General features: G+C 73.3%; 15 protein-coding genes. 9 read left to right on the plus strand and 6 right to left on the minus strand.

Annotated features, from left to right (window positions below):
- Positions 1-8: 8 nt before the first annotated feature.
- Positions 9-1,175 carry an RNA polymerase sigma factor gene (locus tag ABIA38_RS39795; protein ID WP_424643858.1) on the minus strand — a complete coding sequence of 389 codons (1,167 nt, stop codon included), beginning with the start codon at positions 1,173-1,175 and terminating at the stop codon, positions 9-11.
- 791 nt (positions 1,176-1,966) lie between these two features.
- Here ABIA38_RS39795 and ABIA38_RS39800 point away from each other — a divergent pair.
- Entirely contained in the window at positions 1,967-4,138 is a 2,172-nt protein-coding gene (locus tag ABIA38_RS39800) for a DUF6350 family protein (protein ID WP_424643859.1), read from the plus strand.
- Positions 4,139-4,241: 103 nt separating this feature from the next.
- On the opposite strand, the gene ABIA38_RS39805 is transcribed toward ABIA38_RS39800, so the two are convergent.
- Complete coding sequence (locus tag ABIA38_RS39805; protein ID WP_424643860.1) at positions 4,242-4,904, minus strand: hypothetical protein; 663 nt, start codon at positions 4,902-4,904, stop codon at positions 4,242-4,244.
- A 335-nt stretch (positions 4,905-5,239) separates the two neighbouring features.
- On the opposite strand from ABIA38_RS39805, the gene purN reads away from it, so the two are divergent.
- A complete protein-coding gene (purN, locus tag ABIA38_RS39810; RefSeq protein WP_424643861.1) occupies positions 5,240-5,884 on the plus strand; it encodes a phosphoribosylglycinamide formyltransferase in 645 nt (214 codons plus the stop codon).
- Positions 5,881-7,467 carry a bifunctional phosphoribosylaminoimidazolecarboxamide formyltransferase/IMP cyclohydrolase gene (purH, locus tag ABIA38_RS39815; protein WP_424643862.1) on the plus strand — a complete coding sequence of 529 codons (1,587 nt, stop codon included), beginning with the start codon at positions 5,881-5,883 and terminating at the stop codon, positions 7,465-7,467. Before purN ends, purH begins: the two co-directional genes overlap by 4 nt.
- A gap of 73 nt (positions 7,468-7,540) precedes the next feature.
- Here purH and ABIA38_RS39820 read toward each other — a convergent pair whose 3' ends face one another.
- Positions 7,541-8,173, minus strand: coding sequence for an RDD family protein (locus ABIA38_RS39820; protein ID WP_424643863.1), 633 nt, complete (start codon positions 8,171-8,173; stop codon positions 7,541-7,543).
- A gap of 249 nt (positions 8,174-8,422) precedes the next feature.
- Between ABIA38_RS39820 and ABIA38_RS39825 the strand changes: the two genes are divergently transcribed.
- From ABIA38_RS39825 to ABIA38_RS39835, 3 genes are read left to right on the plus strand one after another with little or no spacing between them, the layout of a single operon-like run.
- On the plus strand, positions 8,423-10,612 hold the full coding sequence (locus tag ABIA38_RS39825) for an FUSC family protein (RefSeq protein WP_424643864.1): 2,190 nt from the start codon (positions 8,423-8,425) through the stop codon (positions 10,610-10,612).
- Complete coding sequence (locus ABIA38_RS39830; RefSeq protein WP_424643865.1) at positions 10,609-11,466, plus strand: bifunctional methylenetetrahydrofolate dehydrogenase/methenyltetrahydrofolate cyclohydrolase; 858 nt, start codon at positions 10,609-10,611, stop codon at positions 11,464-11,466. The genes ABIA38_RS39825 and ABIA38_RS39830 overlap by 4 nt, the downstream gene beginning before the upstream one ends.
- A 55-nt stretch (positions 11,467-11,521) precedes the next feature.
- A complete protein-coding gene (locus ABIA38_RS39835; RefSeq protein WP_424643866.1) occupies positions 11,522-11,917 on the plus strand; it encodes a DUF3017 domain-containing protein in 396 nt (131 codons plus the stop codon).
- A 490-nt stretch (positions 11,918-12,407) separates the two neighbouring features.
- Here the strand turns inward: ABIA38_RS39835 and ABIA38_RS39840 are convergent, their stop codons facing one another.
- Positions 12,408-13,790, minus strand: a complete 1,383-nt coding sequence (locus tag ABIA38_RS39840) for a glutamine synthetase (RefSeq protein ID WP_424643867.1) — start codon at positions 13,788-13,790, stop codon at positions 12,408-12,410.
- Between the two features lie 294 nt (positions 13,791-14,084).
- On the opposite strand from ABIA38_RS39840, the gene ABIA38_RS39845 reads away from it, so the two are divergent.
- Entirely contained in the window at positions 14,085-15,074 is a 990-nt protein-coding gene (locus ABIA38_RS39845) for a malate dehydrogenase (RefSeq protein ID WP_424643868.1), read from the plus strand.
- A 438-nt stretch (positions 15,075-15,512) separates the two neighbouring features.
- Here the strand turns inward: ABIA38_RS39845 and rocD are convergent, their stop codons facing one another.
- Entirely contained in the window at positions 15,513-16,781 is a 1,269-nt protein-coding gene (gene rocD / locus ABIA38_RS39850) for an ornithine--oxo-acid transaminase (protein ID WP_424643869.1), read from the minus strand.
- 126 nt (positions 16,782-16,907) lie between these two features.
- The gene (locus tag ABIA38_RS39855; protein ID WP_424643870.1) at positions 16,908-17,849 is read right to left on the minus strand and encodes a dimethylarginine dimethylaminohydrolase family protein; all 942 of its coding nucleotides are present in this window, start codon (positions 17,847-17,849) and stop codon (positions 16,908-16,910) included.
- 349 nt (positions 17,850-18,198) lie between these two features.
- On the opposite strand from ABIA38_RS39855, the gene trpS reads away from it, so the two are divergent.
- Positions 18,199-19,227 (plus strand): tryptophan--tRNA ligase, encoded by a 1,029-nt coding sequence (trpS, locus tag ABIA38_RS39860; protein ID WP_424643871.1) that lies wholly within the window; start codon positions 18,199-18,201, stop codon positions 19,225-19,227.
- 10 nt (positions 19,228-19,237) lie between these two features.
- The gene (locus tag ABIA38_RS39865) at positions 19,238-19,780 is read left to right on the plus strand and encodes a 2'-5' RNA ligase family protein (protein WP_424643872.1); all 543 of its coding nucleotides are present in this window, start codon (positions 19,238-19,240) and stop codon (positions 19,778-19,780) included.
- Positions 19,781-19,784 lie beyond the last annotated feature (4 nt).

The following is a 19,784-nucleotide window of genomic DNA, read 5'->3' on the forward strand; positions in this document are numbered from 1 at the left end:
GCGGTCGGTCAGGGCGGCGACGCGCGCCGGAGGCCGTTGTCGAGGCAACTCGTTTCCACGATGAACGTGTGCTGCGGGGAGAGCAGCGCGGCGGGGCCGCCGGCCTGCGCCCGCCCGATGATCGTGGACGCTCCCGATTGCCGGCGGATGGCGGCGGGCGCCGCGGGGCGGACCAGCGGGGTGATCCGGCCCGGCTGGGTGGGCGTGCCGGCCGGCGCGGGTTCGGTGGGCGGTGGTGGGGCCGGGGTCGGGGTCGGCGAAGGCGCGGCGGGCGTCCCGGGGGCCTGGGCCGGGGCCGGCGGGGCGGCGGCCGGGGGCTGCGGCGGCTCCGGTGCCGGTGCGTCCCGCTCGGCGGGGACCGGTGGCACCATCCGGGCCACCTCGGGGCCGGTGATCGGCCGCACCCGGTCGCCGGCGCGCGAGTTGGGGGAGGTGCCGGGGGTGATCAGCCGGGGCAGCGAGGCGCCGAACAGCGCGAGGATCGCCGCGGCCACGACGGCCACCAGCGCGCCGGTCCGGGTCCTGGTCCGCACCCGGACCGCGTGCGGCCCCGGCACCCGCGGTTCGTGGCGCGCGGCCAGATCGCGGGTGATCCGGGTCAGGTACGCGTGCGCCTCCGGGCAGTTGGGCGACGGGCCGGTGAGCGCCGGGACCCACTCGGCGAGGTCCTCGTGCGCGTGTACCAACCGGATCCGGGTGGCCTCGGTGGTTGCCTCGGTCTCCACCGCGACCTCCTCGGGCGACATGCCGAACAGGTGGCGCAGTACGAAGACCCGCCGCCGGTGCGCGGGTACCCGCTGGAGTGCGCGGAGCAGGGCGATGTCCTGGTCGCGGCAGGCGTCGTCGGCGGCGTGCGGGACGACTGCGGCGGTGCGGTCGGGGTGCGGTACGAGTCGCCACAGCGCGCGGCGCAGCAGGAAGCGGCGGCTGAGTGCGAGGTCGCCGGCGAGGGTGCGTACGTAGCCGGCGTCGGCCGGGGTGTTCGTGATGTCGGGCAGTTCGCGCCAGACTCGGGCGAAGGCGTGCCGGGTCACGTGTGTGGCGCGGGTGGGGCTCGCGGTCAACAGGTACGCGTAGCGCGCGATGTCGGGGGCGATCGCCGCGTGCAGGGCGTCGAACCCGGGGGCGCGGTCGGGCGGGGCCGGTCGCTCGTCCCGCTCGTCGTCGATGCCCATGGGGGCGTGAGGTACCCGAGGGTCGATGGATAATGCATATGAAATGACCTCAATCGATCAAATGGGGCGACTTGCCGCGCCCGACGGGCAATTGCGGCCCGGAGCGGGACGCCGTTGGCAGCATGAGCCTCGTGACCGAAATGCCGGAACCCGAGCACGGCCCGTCACCCACGCACACCCGGCCACCCACCGCCACCCCGGCGGACCCGGCGGGGCACACCGAACCGCCGCACCCGGCCACCTCCGACCGGCCGGCCGAGACGCCCCGGCCGCCGACTACGGCCGCCTTCGGCGGGGCAGCCGAGCCGCCGGGCGGGGTCGAGCCCATCCAGCCACCGGAATCCCCCGAGGCATCCGAGCCGACCGAACACACCGAGACACCGCATCCGGTAGGGACGGTCGAGCCCACCGTGCCAATCGTGTCCACCCGGTCCACCTGGTCCACCTGGTCCACCTGGTCGGCCGGGTCCGCCGGGTCCGCCAGGTCCGGCGGGTCCACCGAGCCGGCTGAGTTCGCCGGGTCCACTCAGTCCGTCGAGCCTCGTGCGGACGCCCAGGTGGTCGAGGCCATCGGGTCGATCCGCTCCGTCGGGCCTGCCGAGGGGGTGGAGTCGACCCGGTCCGGTTGGTTCGCGCGGACTGCCCGGGCGGTCGGGTTGAGCCGATCCACGAGGCCCGGCAAATCCGCTGAATCCGCCAAATCTGCCGAGGCCGCCCAAGGCGTCGAAGTCGTCGGGTCCCCCCGGCCGGTCGACTCCGCCGGGCCGGCCGAGCCCGCCAGGGCCGCCGAGATGGTCGAGGGCGTCGGGCCCGCCTGGCCCGTCGGGCTCGCCGAGTCGGGGAAGTCGCTACGGCCCACCCGGTTCGCGCGCACTGCCCGGGTCGCCGGCCGCAGCCGGCTCGCCAAGCCCGCCAAGCCCGCCAAGCCGACCGAACCGGCCCAATCTGCCCAGGACGCCCAAGTGGTCGAAGCCGGCGAGCCGGCCCGGCCCGTCGGGTTCGCCGGGTCGGGGGAGTCGGTACGGTCCACCTGGTTCGCGCGCACTGCCCGGGTCGCCGGCCGCAGCGAGGCCGCCAAGCGTGCCAAGCCCGCTGAACCGGCCCAGCCTGCCCAGGACACCCAGGACACCCAGGACACCCAGGACGCCCGGGTGGTCGAAGTCGGCGAGCCCATCCGCTCCGTCGGGTTCGCCGAGTCGCGGAAGTCCCTACGGTCGACCTGGTTCGCGCGCACTGCCCGGGCCGTCGGGCTCGGCCGGTCCATCGAGCCCGCTGCGCCGGCGGAGCACACGCGGTCCGCCGAGCCGGCCGAGGGTGTCCGGGCCGTCGAGCCCACTCCGGCCGCTTCGCCGGCCCGGTTCGTCGGGCCGGCGAAGTTCGCCGAGCCGGCCGGGCCGGACCGGGCCGACCGGATCGCAGGGGAGCCGGCGGGGTGGGCCGACGGGGCCGAGGTCGCCGAGGCGGTGGCGGCGGCGAATTCGGCTGGGCCACCGGGGGAGTTGGTGCACCCCGTATCCCCCGAGGCCCGCGCCGCCTTGTCCCGTGCGATTGCCGCACCGCAGCCCCCCGGGTCCCCGTCGCGCGCCGTGCCGCCCAGGCCCGAGTCGCCGCCCGTCGTGGTGCCGCCCAGGCCCGATCGGCCGCCGGATGTCGTTCCGTGGCCCGGCGCTGCCGAGCGCCCGTGGGGTTCGCCGACCACCCCGCCGCGCTGGGCCGCCCTGCCCGGTCTGCCTGCCCTGGCCGCCCTGGCCCGTCGGCGCCCCGACACCGCTCGGATCGTCCAGGCGCTCGCCCGAGGGGTCGTCTCGGCGCTGCTCGCGGTCGGTGCCGGGCTCGGCGGAGTCGCGGTGCTCGTGCTGATCGTGGCCACCTTCGGAGCTACCTCGGGCGGCTTCGACCATCCGCAGGAACTGCTCCGCGTGGTCGGCGGAATCTGGCTCGCGGCGCACCACGTCGGCTTCGAGTTCGTCGAGATCAGCCACACCGCGACCGGCTCGATCGAACCGATCGTGACCGTCGTACCGCTGCGGCTGGCCCCGCTCGGCCTGACCGTCCCGCTGATCTGGGTGTTGTGCCGGCTCGGCAGGCGGCTCGCGGACGGCCTGGCCGGCACCACGATCGTGCTCGCCGGCCAGGCGCTGGTGTACACCGGCCTGATGTACGCCGTGGCCGCCGGCGTCGGCACGGCGAGCGTACGTCCCGTGTTCGGCACGGTCGCCGTCGCCGCGCTCGGCGTCCTGGCCGCCGGCGTGCTCGGCGCGGTCGGGCCGAAGCTGATCCGGGTGCCGGCCGTCCGGGCCGGCCTGGCCTCCGCCGCGGTGCTCGCGGCGGGCGGCGCGCTCCTGGTGCTGGCCTGCCTGTTCGCACACGCGGGCCAGGTCCGCGGCGCGCTGGCGCTGACCACCAACGATGCGGTCGGCTTCGCGGCGCTGGCCGTATTGTGTGCGGCGCTGGTGCCCAACGCGATCGTCTGGGCGGTGTCCTACGCGGCCGGTACCGGCTTCGCGCTCGGCGCGGCCACCACCCTCGCGCCCACCGGCAGTACCTTCGGCGCGCTGCCCACGCTGCCCCTGCTGGCCGCCCTGCCGGGCCCCGCGGCAGTGCCCTCGACCGCATGGGCGCCGATCGTGCTGCCGGTACTCGCGGGGGTTGCGGCCGGCTGCTTCGCGGCACGCGCCGAGCCGCCTCGTGCCTGGCTCGCGGTCACCGCACACGCGGCCGGCGCCGGCCTCGGGGTAGGCCTGCTCACCCTCGCCTCGGCCCGCCTCGCCTCCGGTACCGCCGGCCTGGCCAACCTCGCCGACCTGGGCCCGAACGTCTGGCGCACGGCCGCCGCCCTCACCGTCGAGATCGCCCTGATCGCCACCCCCACCGCACTGGCGGCCACCTGGTGGCGCGGCCGGGAGACCCCGGCCGAACCGAAGCCGACCATCCGCACCCGCCGCCGCCCCACCCGACCCTGACCGCGCACCCGACCCACCCACCCCGCCGTAAAACCCGAAGACCGCCCCCGCCGCAGCGGGAACGGTCTTCGGCGCCTTCGGGCGGGCGCAGCCGGGCGCGGGCCTAGAACGTGCCGTCCACGACCCAGTGGTAGCGGTCGGGGAGCTTGTCGAGGCAACGTTGCTCGCCGGTCTTGGTGAGCGCGCTGTCCATGCAGTCGTAGTAGTCCTTGTTGACCGCCTCGAACGTCCACACGCCCAGCACGTACACCACCGCGATCGCGCCGGTGACCAGCCCCGCGAGCGCGGCGGCCGAGCGGGCGCGGGCCGGGCGGCGTACCCGCGGGCGGTGGGCCGGGCCGCCCGGGGCGTGGCCCGGGTGTCGGGCGGTGCCGCCCGGACCCTCCTCGATCCGCGGCCCGGCCGTGGCCGGCGTGGTGCCGCGGACCGTGCGGACGCCGAGCGCCAGCGCGACCACACCCAGCACCACACCCAGCACCAGGCCCAGGTCGGACGGGAAGAACAGGGCGAAGAACACCGCCCACACCCCCGCCCACAGGGCCAGTCGGCCGTTGCGGACCCGGATGTCCTTCGGGTCGGGCTGCTCGCGCGGTTCGCGCGGCGCCCGCTGCGGTCGGTCCTCGCGGCCCTGCCGGTTGCCCCCGTTGCCGCCGTCCCCTCGCCCGTTGCCGGGCACGTTCCAGGGGGCGGCCGGCGGGCGGTCGGGCGTACCCTCCGGCGGCGGGGCGTAGGGATCCCGCTCGTCGGTCTCGTTGCCGGTACTCATCCTCTGCCTGCCCTCGTCGTGCCGGATCGCGGGATTCCCTTCCCAGGATCGTACGTGTGCGGGGTGCACCGTAGCCGGGCGGCGGCGGCCATGCGGCCCCAGGTGCCGTGCCCCGGGGCCGGTCGCCCCGCCCCGGCCGGGTCCGCCGATGCCATCCACCCCGCCGGTTCGGTACTGCCTACCCCCTGACGCTATCGTTGCCGACGTACGGGCGTCGCTCCGTGTTCCCGCCTCCTGCCGGGGAACACCCGCCGGACCCGTGCGAAATCCCGGCGAGAGCCCGAATCCAGTCGGTGCCCCTCCCGTCCCCCGCTTCCGGAAAGAGCCTGAAAGCAGTGGCCGTTCACGCCCCGCGCACCCCCGGGCCGGCCCGGCTCGTCGTCCTCGTCTCCGGCTCCGGTACCAACCTGCAGGCCCTGCTCGACGCGTGCGCGGATCCCGCGTACGGGGCGCGCGTGGTGGCCGTGGGCGCCGACCGCGCCGGCATCGCGGGGCTTGGCCGCGCCGAGCAGGCCGGGGTGCCGACGTTCGTCGAACGTGTCGCCGATCACCCGGACCGGGCCGATTGGGACGCCGCGTTGGCCGCGGCGGTCGCCGCGTACGAACCCGACCTGGTCGTCTCGGCCGGCTTCATGAAGATCCTCGGCCCGCGCTTCCTGGCCCGCTTCGAGGGACGCACCGTCAACACCCACCCCGCCCTGCTGCCCTCGTTCCCCGGCGCGCACGGCGTCCGGGACGCGCTCGCGTACGGCGCCAAGGTCACCGGCTGCACGGTCCACCTCGTGGACGCCGGCGTGGACACCGGGCCGATCATCGCTCAGGGCGTCGTCGAGGTCGAGGACGGCGATCACGCCGACGGCGGCGCCGCGTTGCACGAGCGCATCAAGACTGTCGAGCGCACCCTGCTCGTCGAGGTCGTGGGCCGGCTGGCCCGCGAGGGCTACCGCATCGAAGGAAGAAAGGTCCGGATCCCCGCATGACTTCCGCCGCCCCCACCCCCACCCCCGACGACGAGAGCGGCCGCCGCCCGATCCGTCGCGCGTTGATCAGCGTCTACGACAAGACCGGCCTGGAGGAACTGGCCCGAGGTCTGCATGCGGCCGGCGTCGAACTGGTCTCCACCGGCTCCACCGCCGGGCGGATCGCCGCCGCCGGTGTCCCGGTGACCAGGGTCGAGGAGCTGACCGGCTTCCCCGAGTGCCTGGACGGCCGGGTCAAGACGCTGCACCCGCGCGTACACGCCGGCATCCTGGCCGACCTGCGCCTGGAGTCGCACCGCGCGCAGCTCGAGGAGCTGGACGTACGGCCGTTCGACCTGGTCGTGGTCAACCTCTACCCGTTCACCGCGACCGTCGAATCGGGCGCGAGCCCGGACGAATGCGTCGAGCAGATCGACATCGGCGGCCCCTCGATGGTCCGCGCCGCGGCCAAGAACCACCCCTCGGTCTCGGTGGTGACCAGCCCGGACCGCTACGCCGACGTGCTGGCCGCACTCGCGCAGGGCGGCTTCGATCTCGCGCAGCGCAAGCGGCTCGCGGGCGAGGCGTTCGGGCACACCGCCGCGTACGACGTCGCGGTCGCGTCCTGGTTCTCGAACACCTACGCGCCGGCCGACGACGAGGGCTTCCCGGCCTTCCTCGGCTCGGTCCGCCGCCGGGAGAACGTGCTGCGCTACGGCGAGAACCCGCACCAGGCTGCCGCGCTCTACGTGGACGGCACCGGCGGTCTCGCGGGCGCCGAGCAGCTGCACGGCAAGGAGATGTCCTACAACAACTACCAGGACACCGACGCCGCCCGGCGGGCCGCCTACGACCACGAGCAGCCCTGCGTGGCGATCATCAAGCACGCCAACCCGTGCGGGATCGCGATCGGCGACACCGTCGCCGAGGCACACAAGGCGGCGCACGCGAGCGACCCGGTGTCCGCCTACGGCGGGGTGATCGCGGTCAACCGGCCGGTCAGCGTGGCGATGGCCGAGCAGGTCGCGGAGATCTTCACCGAGGTGATCGTCGCCCCGGACTACGCGGACGGCGCCGTCGAGGTGCTGGCCCGGAAGAAGAACATCCGGGTGCTGCGCGCCCCCGAGGCACCGCGCACGCCGGTCGAGTTCCGCCAGATCGACGGCGGCCTGCTGCTCCAGAACGCGGACCGCTACCAGGCGCCCGGCGACGACGCGGCGGCCTGGACCCTGGCCACCGGCGAGCCGGCCGACGCCGACACGCTGCGCGACCTGGTGTTCGCCTGGCGCGCGGTACGCGCGGTCAAGTCCAACGCGATCCTGCTCGCGGCCGGCGGCGCCACGGTCGGGGTGGGCATGGGCCAGGTCAACCGGGTCGACTCGGCCCGGCTCGCGGTCCAGCGGGCGGGGGAGCGGGCGGCCGGCTCGGTGGCCGCGTCCGACGCGTTCTTCCCGTTCGCCGACGGCCTGGAGGTGCTGATCGCGGGCGGCGTCAAGGCGGTCGTCCAGCCGGGCGGCTCGGTCCGCGACGAGCAGGTGGTCGAGGCCGCGCGCGCGGCGGGGATCACCATGTACTTCACCGGGACCCGGCACTTCTTCCACTGATCGACGGGCTCGAATACACGCGAGGCGCGACCCCGATCGGGGCCGCGCCTCGCGCACGTTCGGATGGTGGTGCTCAGACCTTGACCACGACCGTCGAGCAGACCTTGTCGGCGAACGTCTGCTTCTTGTCGTCCCACAGCGGCCACAGCCAGCCGAGGTAGCACGCGATCGAGTCGAGGAAGTGCGCGATCTGGCGGACGAAGGCCATCCCGAAACCGGTCGGCATGCCATCCCGCTCGCGCAACACCTTGATTCCGACGGCCTTCTTGCCGATGGTCTGGCCGGTCTTGCCCTGGCGGTAGAGCTGCCACAGGCCGAACACGAAGACCAGCAGGCCGCCGACGACCATCACGATGATCGGCCCGCTCCCACCGTCGTAGCTGGTCGTCTCGCTGCCGTCGAGTTCGCTGGTGGTCGTGGTCTTGTTCGCGTACATACCGAGCCCGATGAACATGGGGATCAGCACCGGCAGCATCACGAGCATGTCGACCAGAAAGCCGCCCACGCGACGTCCCCAGCTCGCGCAGTAGTCGCCGAGGTCCTGCGGCGGGCCGTAGCCGTAGGGCTGGGCGTAGCCGGCCGGCGGGCCATAGCCCGGCTGGCCATAGCCCGGCTGCCCGTAGGCAGGCTGACCATAGCCGGGCCGGGCCTGGCCCTCGGCGCCATAGCCGGGCGGCGGGCCGTACGGACCCGGAGGTTGGGACATGCGGAGCTCTCCCCTGAGAACGCGCGCACCGGGGGTGCGCGACGCCGATGGCCCGGGCACATGTCGACGCGCGACCGCCGAAGCGGACCGCCGTGTCGCCCCCACCCGCCCGAAGCCTGTTGGAGGCGGCACCCTACACCGAGCCGGTTGGCGCGCGGTAGGTCGATATCGGACCCCGTGACCGGGATCATCTCCGGGGCCCCGCCCGGGGACTTGGCAATCCGTGCGAAAGGTGCGTTGCATGGGAGCATGCAGGATCAGGCGACCCCGGGACCCCATCCGGAACGCACACCACTCGCGTTGCCGCCCGGGCCCTCGGCGGACCCGTCCGGTCCGCCGACGCTGCCCCCGTTTCCCGCCGTGCATCCGCCCGAACTGGGCCCGCAGAACCAGCTCAAGCCGCTGGTCACGCTCACCGGCAAGCGCTTCACCTGGGCCGCCGGGGTGCGTGCCGCGCTCGGCGTGGGCATCCCGTTCGCGCTGGTCACCGCGACCCTGGGGATCGGCGACGCGACATTCGCCGCGCTCGGTGGCTACACCGTGCTCTACGCGGCCAAGGAGCCCTACGCGCGCCGCGCGATCACCCTCGCCCTGGTCGGCCTGGGGCTGGCCCTGGCGCTGTCCCTGGGCTCGCTCGCGGCCGGCACCGCGTTCCTGTACGTCCCGGTGATCACCCTGGTGGCCGGCGTCGCGACCTTCCTGTGCGGGGCGCTCCAGGTGGATCGCCCCGGCGGGTACATGTTCACCCTGGTCTGCGCGATGGGCGCGTTCCTGCCGCACCAACCGGATCTGGTCCCGCAGCGGGCCGCCCTCGTACTCGTCGGCGCCGCCGGGGCCTGGCTGGTGTCGATGTCCGGCTGGCTGCTGCGCCCGCGCCACCCCGAACACCTGGCCCTCGCGGCCTGCTTCGAGGCGCTCGCCGACTTCTTCGCCTCGATCGGCGAGGGACCCAGCGACGCGGCCCGGCACCGCGCGTCCGAGACCGTGCACAGCGCGTGGGTGACCGTGCTGCGCGCGGACACCAAACGTAATCGGCGCACCGGCGAGGCCCGGCGGCTGCGGGTGTTGTGCCGGCGCGCGCTCGACCTGTTCCAGGCCGCGCAACTGCTCGCCGTCGAGCGCACCCGGCCGCTGCCCCCGGAGATCCCGGACACCGTACGCGCACTGGCCGGCGCGGTCGGGCGGCCGACCCTGGTGCCGGTACTGCCCGCGGTGCTCGCGGACACCGAGACCGCGGCGGAGCGGATGTTGCGGGCCGCGCTCAAGGCCGCCGCGGCGGCGGCCGGGCAACCCGCGGTCAAGGAGGGCGAGATCATCCCCGGCCGGCGGCCCACCGCCGGCGAGCGGCTGCGCGCCGCGTTCGACCGCTCGTCGCTGGTCCCGCCGACCGCGCTGCGTACCGGACTCGGGGTCGGCTCGGCGGCGCTGGCCGCGGCGCTGCTCCCGGTGGTGCACCCGGTGTGGGTGGCCATCGCGGCGGGCGCGGCGCTCCAGGGCGGCAATGTGGTCCTCGACTTCGGGCGGGTGTTGCAACGCGCGATCGGTACGCTCCTGGGCGTCGCGGTGATCGCGCTGTTCTTCCACGACCTGATGCCGAACCGGTGGCTGGTGGTGCTCGCGGTCGCGCTGCTGTTCGGCGCGACCCAGACGGTGATCGCCCGCAACCTGGCGGTGGGCGCGGCGTGCGTGACGCCGGTCGGCCTGTTCCTGGCCGCGGCGGGCAGCCCGGGATCGCACGTCGGCGACCTGGCCGCCACCCGGCTGATCGACACCGTGCTCGGACTGGCCGTCGGGCTGACCGCGAGCCTGGTGTTGTGGCCGCGCGCCTCCGCCACCCGGTTGCCCAGGCAACTCGGCCGGACCATCCGCGCCGAGGCGATGTTGCTGCGCGCCACGGTCACCGGGCCGATCGTCGACGACCGTGCGTGGGGCAGCACCCGGCGGGCCACCCGGCGCGAACTGCTCGACCTGTGGAGCGTGTACGAGTCGGCGCTCGGCGAGTTCACCGGCCGGCATCTGGACGCGGAACGGCTGTGGCCCGCGATCGTGACCACCCAACGGCTCGGCTACCGGTTGATGACCGCGCCCGAGACACAGCGCGCCAAACCGCCCGAGCCGATTCCCGCGGACGACCTGGCCCGGCTCGACGCCTACCTCGAGGAACTGGCCTCCGCCGCCGAGGAACGCCGCCCGCCGACGCTGCCCGAACTGCCGGACCTGTGGGGGCATCCGGTACCGCGCCAGCACCTCAAGCGGCTGGGCCGGGCGATCACCCGGGCGAACGAGCCGGTGCCCACGTGGCATCTGCCGGCGTTCGTCCAGGAGCGCATCCTGGCCGCGCCGGTACGGCTGCTGTCCGGGGCTCGCCGCACGGCCGACCCGGATACGGGACAATCGCAGCGACCGGCCCGGAACCGTGGACCAGGAGACAGAACGTGAAGGCGCAGATCCTCGACGGCAAGGCCACCGCCACCGCCATCAAAGCCGAACTGGCCGTACGGGCCGAGGCCCTCAAGGCCCGCGGCATCACGCCGGGTCTGGGCACCGTGCTCGTGGGCGACGACCCCGGCAGCCACTCGTACGTGCGCGGCAAGCACCGCGACTGCGCCCAGGTGGGCATCGCGAGCCTGCAGCGCAACCTGCCCGCCGACGCGACGCAGGAGCAGGTCGAGGACGTGGTCCGCGAACTCAACGCGGACCCCGCCTGTACCGGCTACATCGTCCAGCTGCCGCTGCCCAAGCACCTGGACGCCAACCGGGTCCTGGAGCTGATGGACCCGGACAAGGACGCCGACGGCCTGCACCCGACCAACCTGGGCCGCCTGGTGCTGGGCCAGGAGGCGCCGCTGCCGTGCACCCCGCGCGGCATCGTGGAACTGCTGCGCCGGCACGAGATCGAGATCAACGGCGCCGAGGTGTGCGTGATCGGCCGCGGGGTCACCGTCGGTCGCCCGATCGGCCTGCTGCTCACCCGGCGTACCGAGAACGCCACGGTGACCCTGTGCCACACCGGCACCAAGGAACTGCCGTTCCACGTCCTGCAGGCGGACATCGTCATCGCCGCCGCCGGCGTGCCCGGGCTGATCAGCGCGGACATGGTCAAGCCCGGCGCGGTACTGCTCGACGTGGGCATCACCCGCACCGAGCAGGGGCTGGTCGGCGACGTGCACCCGGAGGCGTACGAGAAGGCGGCGTGGGTCGCCCCGATGCCGGGTGGGGTGGGGCCGATGACCCGCGCGATGTTGCTCAGCAACGTCATCGAGGCCGCCGAGCGGCAGGTCACCAGCCTGTGATCCGGCCACGATGAGCCCGGGCCCGTCGGGGCCGGGACGAGGAGAGGTGGAAGTTGTGGCAACCACTCGGGGGCGCCGCAAGGACGGTAGGCCGAAGGAGTCGGGCACATTTCTGCCCGAGGGCGGCGCCTCGCTGGCCGGACCGGGGCCGCTGCGGGAGTGGCCCGCGATGGTGGTGTTCGGCTGCCTGATCGCCGCGCTCCTGACCGCCGCGCTGAACGGTTTCCGAATCGCCGCGATCCTGATCGCGGGCACGTTCCTGGTCGCCGCGATCCTGCGGCTGTTCGTGTCCGACGTCGGGGTGCTGGCGGTGCGCAGTCGCTTCACCGACGTGGGGATGTTGTTGTTCTTCGGCGCCGCGGTGTTGTTCCTGGGCCTGAGCATCCCGAACCCACTGGTCGACCTGCCGTGGGTGCCGAAACGCACGGGCGGCGGGAGCACGGGCCAGTAGCGCGGCGGCTGCGCGGGAGGGGGCCTCGTGAGCGGGGTCCCTTTTCGCGCGGCGGGGTGGGCGGTGCTCACGATGGGGAGCGGTGCTCTCGGGTCGGTCGTGTGCTCTTGTTGTGGGTTGCTGCTCTCGGGGCTTGGTCGGCTCGGGCCGGTGGGGCCGGTTGGGTCGGTGGGGCGGTGCTCGCGATACGGAGCGGCGTTCTCGGCATGGAGCAGTGCTCTCGACGCGGTGCGGCCCGCTCCAATGCCGCGCAAGTGCGGTGCTCGTGACTCGGAGCGGTGCTCTCGGAGCGGTCGCATGCTCTTGTTGTGGGTCGGTGCTCTCGGCTCGGGCTGCCGGGCGGTGCTCGCGATGCGGAGCAGTGCTCTCGACTCGGGGCGTTGCTCGTGATTCTGGGCGTCGCTCGTGATTCTGGGCAGTGCACGCGATTCGGGGCGGCGCACGCGACGCGGGGCAGTGCACGCGATGCGGGTGTGCGGCCGGCCGATGCCTAATACAGGTGGCGAGACTCCGTGGCGATCTCGAGTGGGGTCATTTTGGCGGTTCGGGCGATTTCGGCTCGGCGGACCGCGGTGATCGCGTCGAAGAGGGTTTCGCCGAGGGCCTCGCGCAGGACCTCGCTCGCCGTCAGGGCGGCCAGCGCGGCGGCGGGGGAATCCGGGAGTCGTGGGACGTCGGCGGTGGCCGAGGGGTCGCCCGGCACCTCGGCGGGCAACTGTAGCCCGTCGTCGATCCCGGCCAGCCCCGCGGCGATCACCGAGCCGACCACCAGGTAGGGATTCGCCGTCGCGTCGAAGCACTTGAGCTCCGCGTTCGCCGTGTGTTGCCGCTCGCCCGCCATCCCGGTGATCAGCCGCAACGCCGCCTCGCGGTTCTCCAGGCCCCAGCAGCGGTACACCCCCGCCCACTGATCGGGTACCAGCCGCAGATGGCCGGCCGCCCCCGGCGCGCCGATCGCCAACAGCGCCGGCAACTCGCGCAGCACACCGGCCAGGAACGCCTCGCCCTCCTCGGTCAACCCCCGCGGCCCCGCGCCGCCCTGGCACAGGTTCGCCCCGTCGCGCCACGGCGAGAAGTGCAGGTGCGCGCCGTTGCCCACCTCGCCCGGTACCACGCACGGCGCGAAGGTGACCGTGTGGCCGTGCCGGGCCGCCACCGCGCGGATCGTCTCGCGTACCAGCACCGTGGTGTCCGCCGCGCCGACCGGATCCTGCGCCGCGACGGAGACCTCCAGTTGGCCCGCCGCGTACTCCGGGTGCACCTGCAGCACGGTCACCTCCTGCGCCGCCAACGCCCGGATCAGTTCACGCAGTTGGGCGGCGACCCGAATCACCCGGGTCATCCCGTACGCGGCCTTGTGGAAGGCCGGTACGAAGTGGCCCGCCGCATCCTGCGTACCGGTGATCCACTCGACCTCGAAGCCCATCCGCAAGGTCAGCCCGCGCCGCCCCGCCCGCTCGGTCATCCGCCGGGCGAAGGTGCGCTGGCAGCCCGCGTACGGCACGCCGTCCTGGGTGTACCGATCGCCCGGCGCCCAGGCCCACCCCGGCAGCGCGGCCAGCGGACGCAGCGCGCTCAGGTCCGGGATCAGCCGCAGATCGCCGGCCGGCCCGCCGACCAGGTCGCCGGCGGTGATCGAGTCGTCGGCCAGGAACACGTCGAACACCGGGGCGAAGCCCACGCCGTGCGCGGCGACCGCGTCCAGGCGGGCGTACGGGATCGTCTTGACCCGGGTGATGCCGGCGTTGTCCACCCAGCCCAACGCGACCACGTCGATCGTGGCCGCCGGCGCGGCGGAGTCGGTCACTGCGGACACTCCGAGGGGTTCGGCGGCCGGCACGCGGGTCGGCTCGGTCAGGTCCGACAGGTGCATGTTGGTCGCCCTCCGGGAGTGATTGGGTGCGATGAGTGACGAACCTATCGGCCGGTTCTCCCGAAACGAAAACGCGGCGAACGACGCGGCGAACGACGCGGCGAACCACGCGGTGAACGAAGTGGCGAACGCGGCGGCGAACGAAAACCGGTTCGGGGTGAACCTCACACCGGCGGTTGGCCGAGCGGCCCCGGGGGCGGGAGTAATGTGGCGGCGAAAAGTATCTCGATGCCGAGCTACCGGCTCACTGCCATCGGCGTCGGATCCCGCCGCAGCAGAGGAGACCCGCGCGCAATGTCCCGTACCCCCGTCAACGTCACCGTCACGGGCGCGGCCGGTCAGATCGGCTACGCGCTGCTGTTCCGCATCGCCTCCGGTCACCTGCTCGGCCCCGACACCCCCGTCCGGCTGCGCCTCCTGGAGATCCCGCAGGCGGTCAAGGCCGCCGAGGGCACCGCGATGGAGCTGGACGACTGCGCGTTCCCGCTGCTGGCCGGGATCGACATCTTCGACAACCCGACCGACGGCTTCGCCGGCGCCAACGTGGCCTTGCTGGTCGGCGCCCGCCCGCGGACCAAGGGCATGGAGCGCGGTGACCTGCTGGCCGCCAACGGTGGCATCTTCAAGCCGCAGGGCGAGGCGATCAACGCCGGCGCGGCGGACGACATCAAGGTGCTCGTGGTCGGCAACCCGGCCAACACCAACGCGCTGATCGCGCAGCAGCACGCGCCGGACGTACCGGCCTCGCGGTTCACCGCGATGACCCGCCTGGACCACAACCGCGCGCTGACCCAGCTCGCCAAGAAGGCCGGCGTCGCGGTCACCGACATCTCGAACCTGACCATCTGGGGCAACCACTCGGCCACCCAGTACCCGGACGTCTTCAACGCGCGGATCGCCGGGAAGAACGCCGCCGAGGTGGTCGACGACCAGGCGTGGCTCGCGGACACCTTCATCCCGACCGTCGCCAAGCGCGGCGCGGCGATCATCGAGGCGCGCGGCGCGTCCTCGGCGGCCTCCGCGGCCAACGCGGCGATCGACCACGTGCACACGTGGGTCAACGGCACCGCCGACGGCGACTGGACCTCGATGGGCGTCGTCTCGGACGGCTCCTACGGCGTGCCCGAGGGCCTCATCTCGTCCTTCCCGGTCGTCTGCAAGGACGGCGCGTGGGAGATCGTCCAGGGCCTGGACGTCAACGAGTTCTCGCGCGGCCGGATCGACGCCTCGGTGCAGGAGCTGGCCGAGGAGCGCGACGCGGTGCGCGAACTGGGCCTGATCTGATCCTCGGCCGGGGTGGCCCATCGGGATGCGAGGGGCCACCCCGGCCCGCGAGGGGCCGTCCCGACCGGGGCGGCCCCTTTCGCCGTCCCGGCTCCGGACGGCCGCGCCCGAGCAGCACATGCCGGCCCTCGCGGTCCGGCGCGAGACGCCGTTCTCCACCGCGCGCGAGTAGGCGGTGCCGGCGTCGACCGAGGCGGTCACGCTGGTTGCCGACGGCCATGTCCCACGCCGATCCGGGACGAGGCTGCGCAGTACTTCGACGATGTGGAGATGGCGTAGATCGCCTGGTCGATCGCCGCGCTCAACACGCTCAACACGCTCAACCGGGTCGGCCCGTCCACCCGCGCGTGGGTGGCGGGCTCCCACCGCCCGGACCCGGCCCGGTGAACCGCCTCCCGGCCGCGGGGTCGTGCACCCCGCGGCCCGCCCACGCCTCGCTCAGCCCAGCACCGCGCGCAGCTGGTCCAACGACCACTCCAGGTCGTCCTTGGAGATCACCAGCGGCGGGGCGATCCGGATCGTCTGCCCGTGTGTGTCCTTGACCAGGACGCCCCGGTCCATCAGTGCCTGGGAGACCGCACGGGCCGTGCCGTGGGCGGGGTCGATGTCCACCCCCGCCCACAGCCCGCGCCCGCGCACGGTGACCACCGAGTGGCCCACCAACGTGGCGAGTTCGCGATGCAGATAGTCGCCGAGATCGGCGGAGCGCTGCTGGAACTCGCCGGAGCGCAGGATCTCCAGCACCTCCAGGCCCACCGCGCAGGCCAGCGGATTGCCGCCGAACGTCGAGCCGTGCTCGCCCGGCGCGAACACCCCGAGCACCGCGCGCGAGGACACCACGGCCGAGATCGGCAGGATGCCACCGCCGAGCGCCTTGCCCAGGATGTACATGTCGGGCACCACGCCCTCGTGCTCGCACGCGAACGTGCGCCCGGTGCGGCCGAGTCCGGACTGGATCTCGTCGGCGATGAACAACACGTCGCGCTCGGCGGTGACCCGGCGCACCTCGGCCAGATAGCCGGGCGGCGGGACCAGCACGCCGGCCTCGCCCTGGATCGGTTCGAGCAGCACCGCCACGGTGTCGTCGGTGATCGCCGCGCGCAGCGCCGCCGCGTCGCCGTAGGGCACGATGTCGAAGCCCGGGGTGTACGGGCCGAAGTGCCGGCGCGCCTCCTCGTCGGTGGAGAAGCTGACGATCGTGGTGGTGCGGCCGTGGAAGTTGCCCGCCGCGACGATGATCCTGGCCCGCCCGTCCGGCACACCCTTGACCTCGTAGCCCCACTTGCGCGCCGTCTTGACCGCCGTCTCCACCGCCTCCGCCCCGGTGTTCATCACCAGGACCATCTCCATGCCGGCGAGCTCCGCGAGCTGCTCGCAAAACGGCGCGAAGCGATCGTTGTGGAACGCCCGGCTGGTCAGCGTGACCCGGTCCAACTGCCGCTTGGCCGCGTCGATCAGCCGCGCGTTGCCGTGCCCGAAGTTGAGCGCCGAATACCCGGCCAGCAGGTCCAGGAAGCGCCGACCCTCGACATCGGTCATCCACGCGCCGTGCGCCTCGGCGACCACGATCGGCAGCGGGTGGTAGTTGTGCGCGCTGAAGTCGTCGGCCAGTTCGATCAGTCGGGTGCTCTCGGCGCCGGGGCCGGCGGGGCGGCCGACTCCGATCTTGTCCGCGGAGGAGGGGACGGGGGAGTGCTGCGTGCTCATGACGTCCTTTCGTAGCGGTGGAGAACAGTACGAAGGTGAAGAAATCGCGCAGGGCCGGCACCGGCGGCGGGAGTGGGGAAACGCACCGGGGGAGGTGCCGAGGGGATACCCGCGAATGCCGTCCGGTCAACGATCGGCGCGCAGTTCCAGTACACAACTGCGCACACTCGCGCCATGGGCCGCGAATGCCGACATGTCCAGCTCGATCGTACGAAACCCCCGCCCCGCGAGCCGCGCGGCGAGCGTGGGTGTCGCGTCGCCGAGCAGCACGCTGCGCCCGTCGGAGACCGCGTCGAGGCCGAGCGCGAGCGCTTCCGCCTCGTCGACCTCGATCCGTTCCGGGAACAGCCGGGCCAGCCTGCGCTGCGCGGTCGGGGTGAACGCGCCCGGGTAGTAGGCCGCGGTGTGTTCGCCGAGTACGGTCAACGCCGAGCCCAGCCGGGGAAAGCGCGGGTCGGCCAGTTCGAGCGCGACCACCGGCAGGCCGAAGAAGGCCCGCGCCTCGGCGTGCGCGGCGGGTTCGGTGCGCGGCCCCACTGCGGCCAGTAACCGCGGTCCGACCGGCAGCAGATCGCTCTCGCCCTCGTGCGCGAACACCGGTTCCAACGTGGCGCGGAAGCCGTGCCGGGCGAACCAGTCGAGATAGGTGGGGGTTTGCGCCGAGCGATCCGCCGTGCGCGAACGCGCGCCGAGCGCCCGATCGCCGACCGCAGTGGCGGCCCGCGCGGCGAACACCATCTCGGGCAGACCCGGCCGGCCCGGTACCAGGCTCACCCGATGGCCCAGCCCGATCAACGTGTCGCGCAGCCGCTCCCACTGGGCCATCGCGGTCGTGGTCGGCGCCCCGAACCCGGCGACGCCGGTCGAGCGGCCGCCCCCGCTCCGCTCCGCCGGCGCGTCCAGGAACACCGGTGGGCACATCACGTAGTGCCGCAGTACGGCCGCGCGCGGCGCGCCGAAGCCGCGACGTCGTCGGCGGGGCACCCGGGCCCGCTCGGCTCCGGGCGAGACGCGCTCCGGCCGCAGGTCGGACCGGTTCGATCGACCGCAGCACGAGGTGAGGCGCACGCGATCTCCCCTTCTCACGGACGGCGGCGGGCGGGCGGTGCCCGGGATTTCCGGGACCCGCATCCGAGTCGCCGTGCCGTCGGTATGGCATGCCGGCGGAATGCCGTGCGGTGGCGGCAGGCCGGAGGCCGCGCCGGATCGTCACCACGGATACGCGATCGGCGACCCTCTGTGTCGATCTGTACAGCCTAGATCGCGGCCACCGAGGGGGTAAGGCGGCTGTGTTGTCCACCACCGCACGATCGTTGCGTCTTCCCCGGGGCGCCCACGTGCTTTGTTGTGCGCCCGGCGTGGACGTCGCGTGGCTCCCCTGACCGGATCCGCCTCACGCGCCTGAGAGAATGACGGCATGGCATCGACGCGTCCCCGTGTTCTGTCCGGAATCCAGCCCACCGCGGATTCGTTCCACCTGGGCAACTACCTGGGTGCGATCCGCCAGTGGGTGCCGCTCCAGGACAGCCACGATGCCTTCTACTGTGTGGTCGACCTGCACGCGATCACCGTTCCGCAGGACCCGAAGGAACTGCGCGAACGCACCCGGATCTCCGCCGCCCAGCTGCTCGCGGTCGGCCTCGACCCCGAGCGCTGCACGCTGTTCGTCCAGAGCCACGTGCCCGAGCACGCGCAGCTCGCCTGGATCATGAACTGCGTCACCGGCTTCGGCGAGGCCGCGCGGATGACCCAGTTCAAGGACAAGTCCGCCAAGCAGGGCAGCGACCGCACCACGGTCGGGTTGTTCACCTACCCGGTGCTCCAGGTCGCGGACATCCTGCTCTACCAGGCCGACGCGGTCCCGGTCGGCGAGGACCAGCGCCAGCACCTGGAGCTGACCCGCGACATCGCGCAGCGGTTCAACTCGACCTTCGGTGAGACCTACGTCATCCCCAAGCCGTTCATCGTCAAGGAGACGGCCAAGATCGTCGATCTCCAGGACCCGACGATAAAGATGAGCAAGTCCGCGTCCGCGCCCAAGGGCATCGTCAACCTGCTCGACGACCCCAAGGTCAGCGCCAAGAAGATCCGCAGCGCGGTCACCGACACCGGGACCGAGGTGCGCTTCGACGAGACCGACAAACCGGGCGTGTCCAACCTGCTCACCATCCACTCGGCGCTCTCCGGCACCTCGATCGCCGCGCTCGAGGAGCGTTTCGCGGGGCGCGGCTACGGCGACCTGAAGAAGGAGGTGGCCGAGGTGCTGGTCGAGTTCGTCACCCCGTTCCAGGAGCGGGTGCGCAGCTATCTGGACGACCCGGGCGAGTTGGACCGGGTGCTTGCGCAGGGCGCCGAGAAGGCCCGCGCGGTGGCGTCCAGGACGCTCGCCGAGACCTACGACCGTGTCGGCTTCCTGCCCCCGGTGACCGGCCGGTCGGGAGTCTGAGGCGCACCACATGGCGAAGCGCACCATCGGGGTATCGATCGCGATCCCCGAGCCCTACGGCAGCGAACTACAGTCGCGCCGCGCCGGGTTCGGGGACCCGCTCGCGAACGCCATCCCGACCCACGTGACCCTGTTGCCGCCCACCGAGGTGGCCGACGAGGCGATGGCCGAGGTCGAGGAACATCTACGCGCGGTCGCCGCGGGCGAGGCCTCGTTCGACATACACCTGCGCGGCACCGGGACCTTCCGACCGACCTCGCCGGTGGTGTTCGTCCAGGTCGCGCGCGGCATCCCGGAGTGCGAGCGGATCGAGGCCGCGGTGCGCTCGGGACCGCTGGAGCGCGAGTTGCACTTCCCGTACCATCCGCACGTGACGATCGCGCACCACCTGCCGGACCACATGCTCGATCTGGCGTTCGCCGAACTCGTGGACTACGACGCGGTCTTCCCGATCTGGGGCTTCAGCCTCTACGAGCACGGCGCCGACGGCGTGTGGCGTCCGCAACGTGACTTCGCGTTCGGCCAGTCGTTGCCGGGGCCCTTGCCCGTCTGACGCC

Source organism: Embleya sp. AB8 (assembly GCF_049739465.1).
In the GTDB taxonomy this organism is placed as follows: Bacteria; Actinomycetota; Actinomycetes; order Streptomycetales; family Streptomycetaceae; genus Embleya.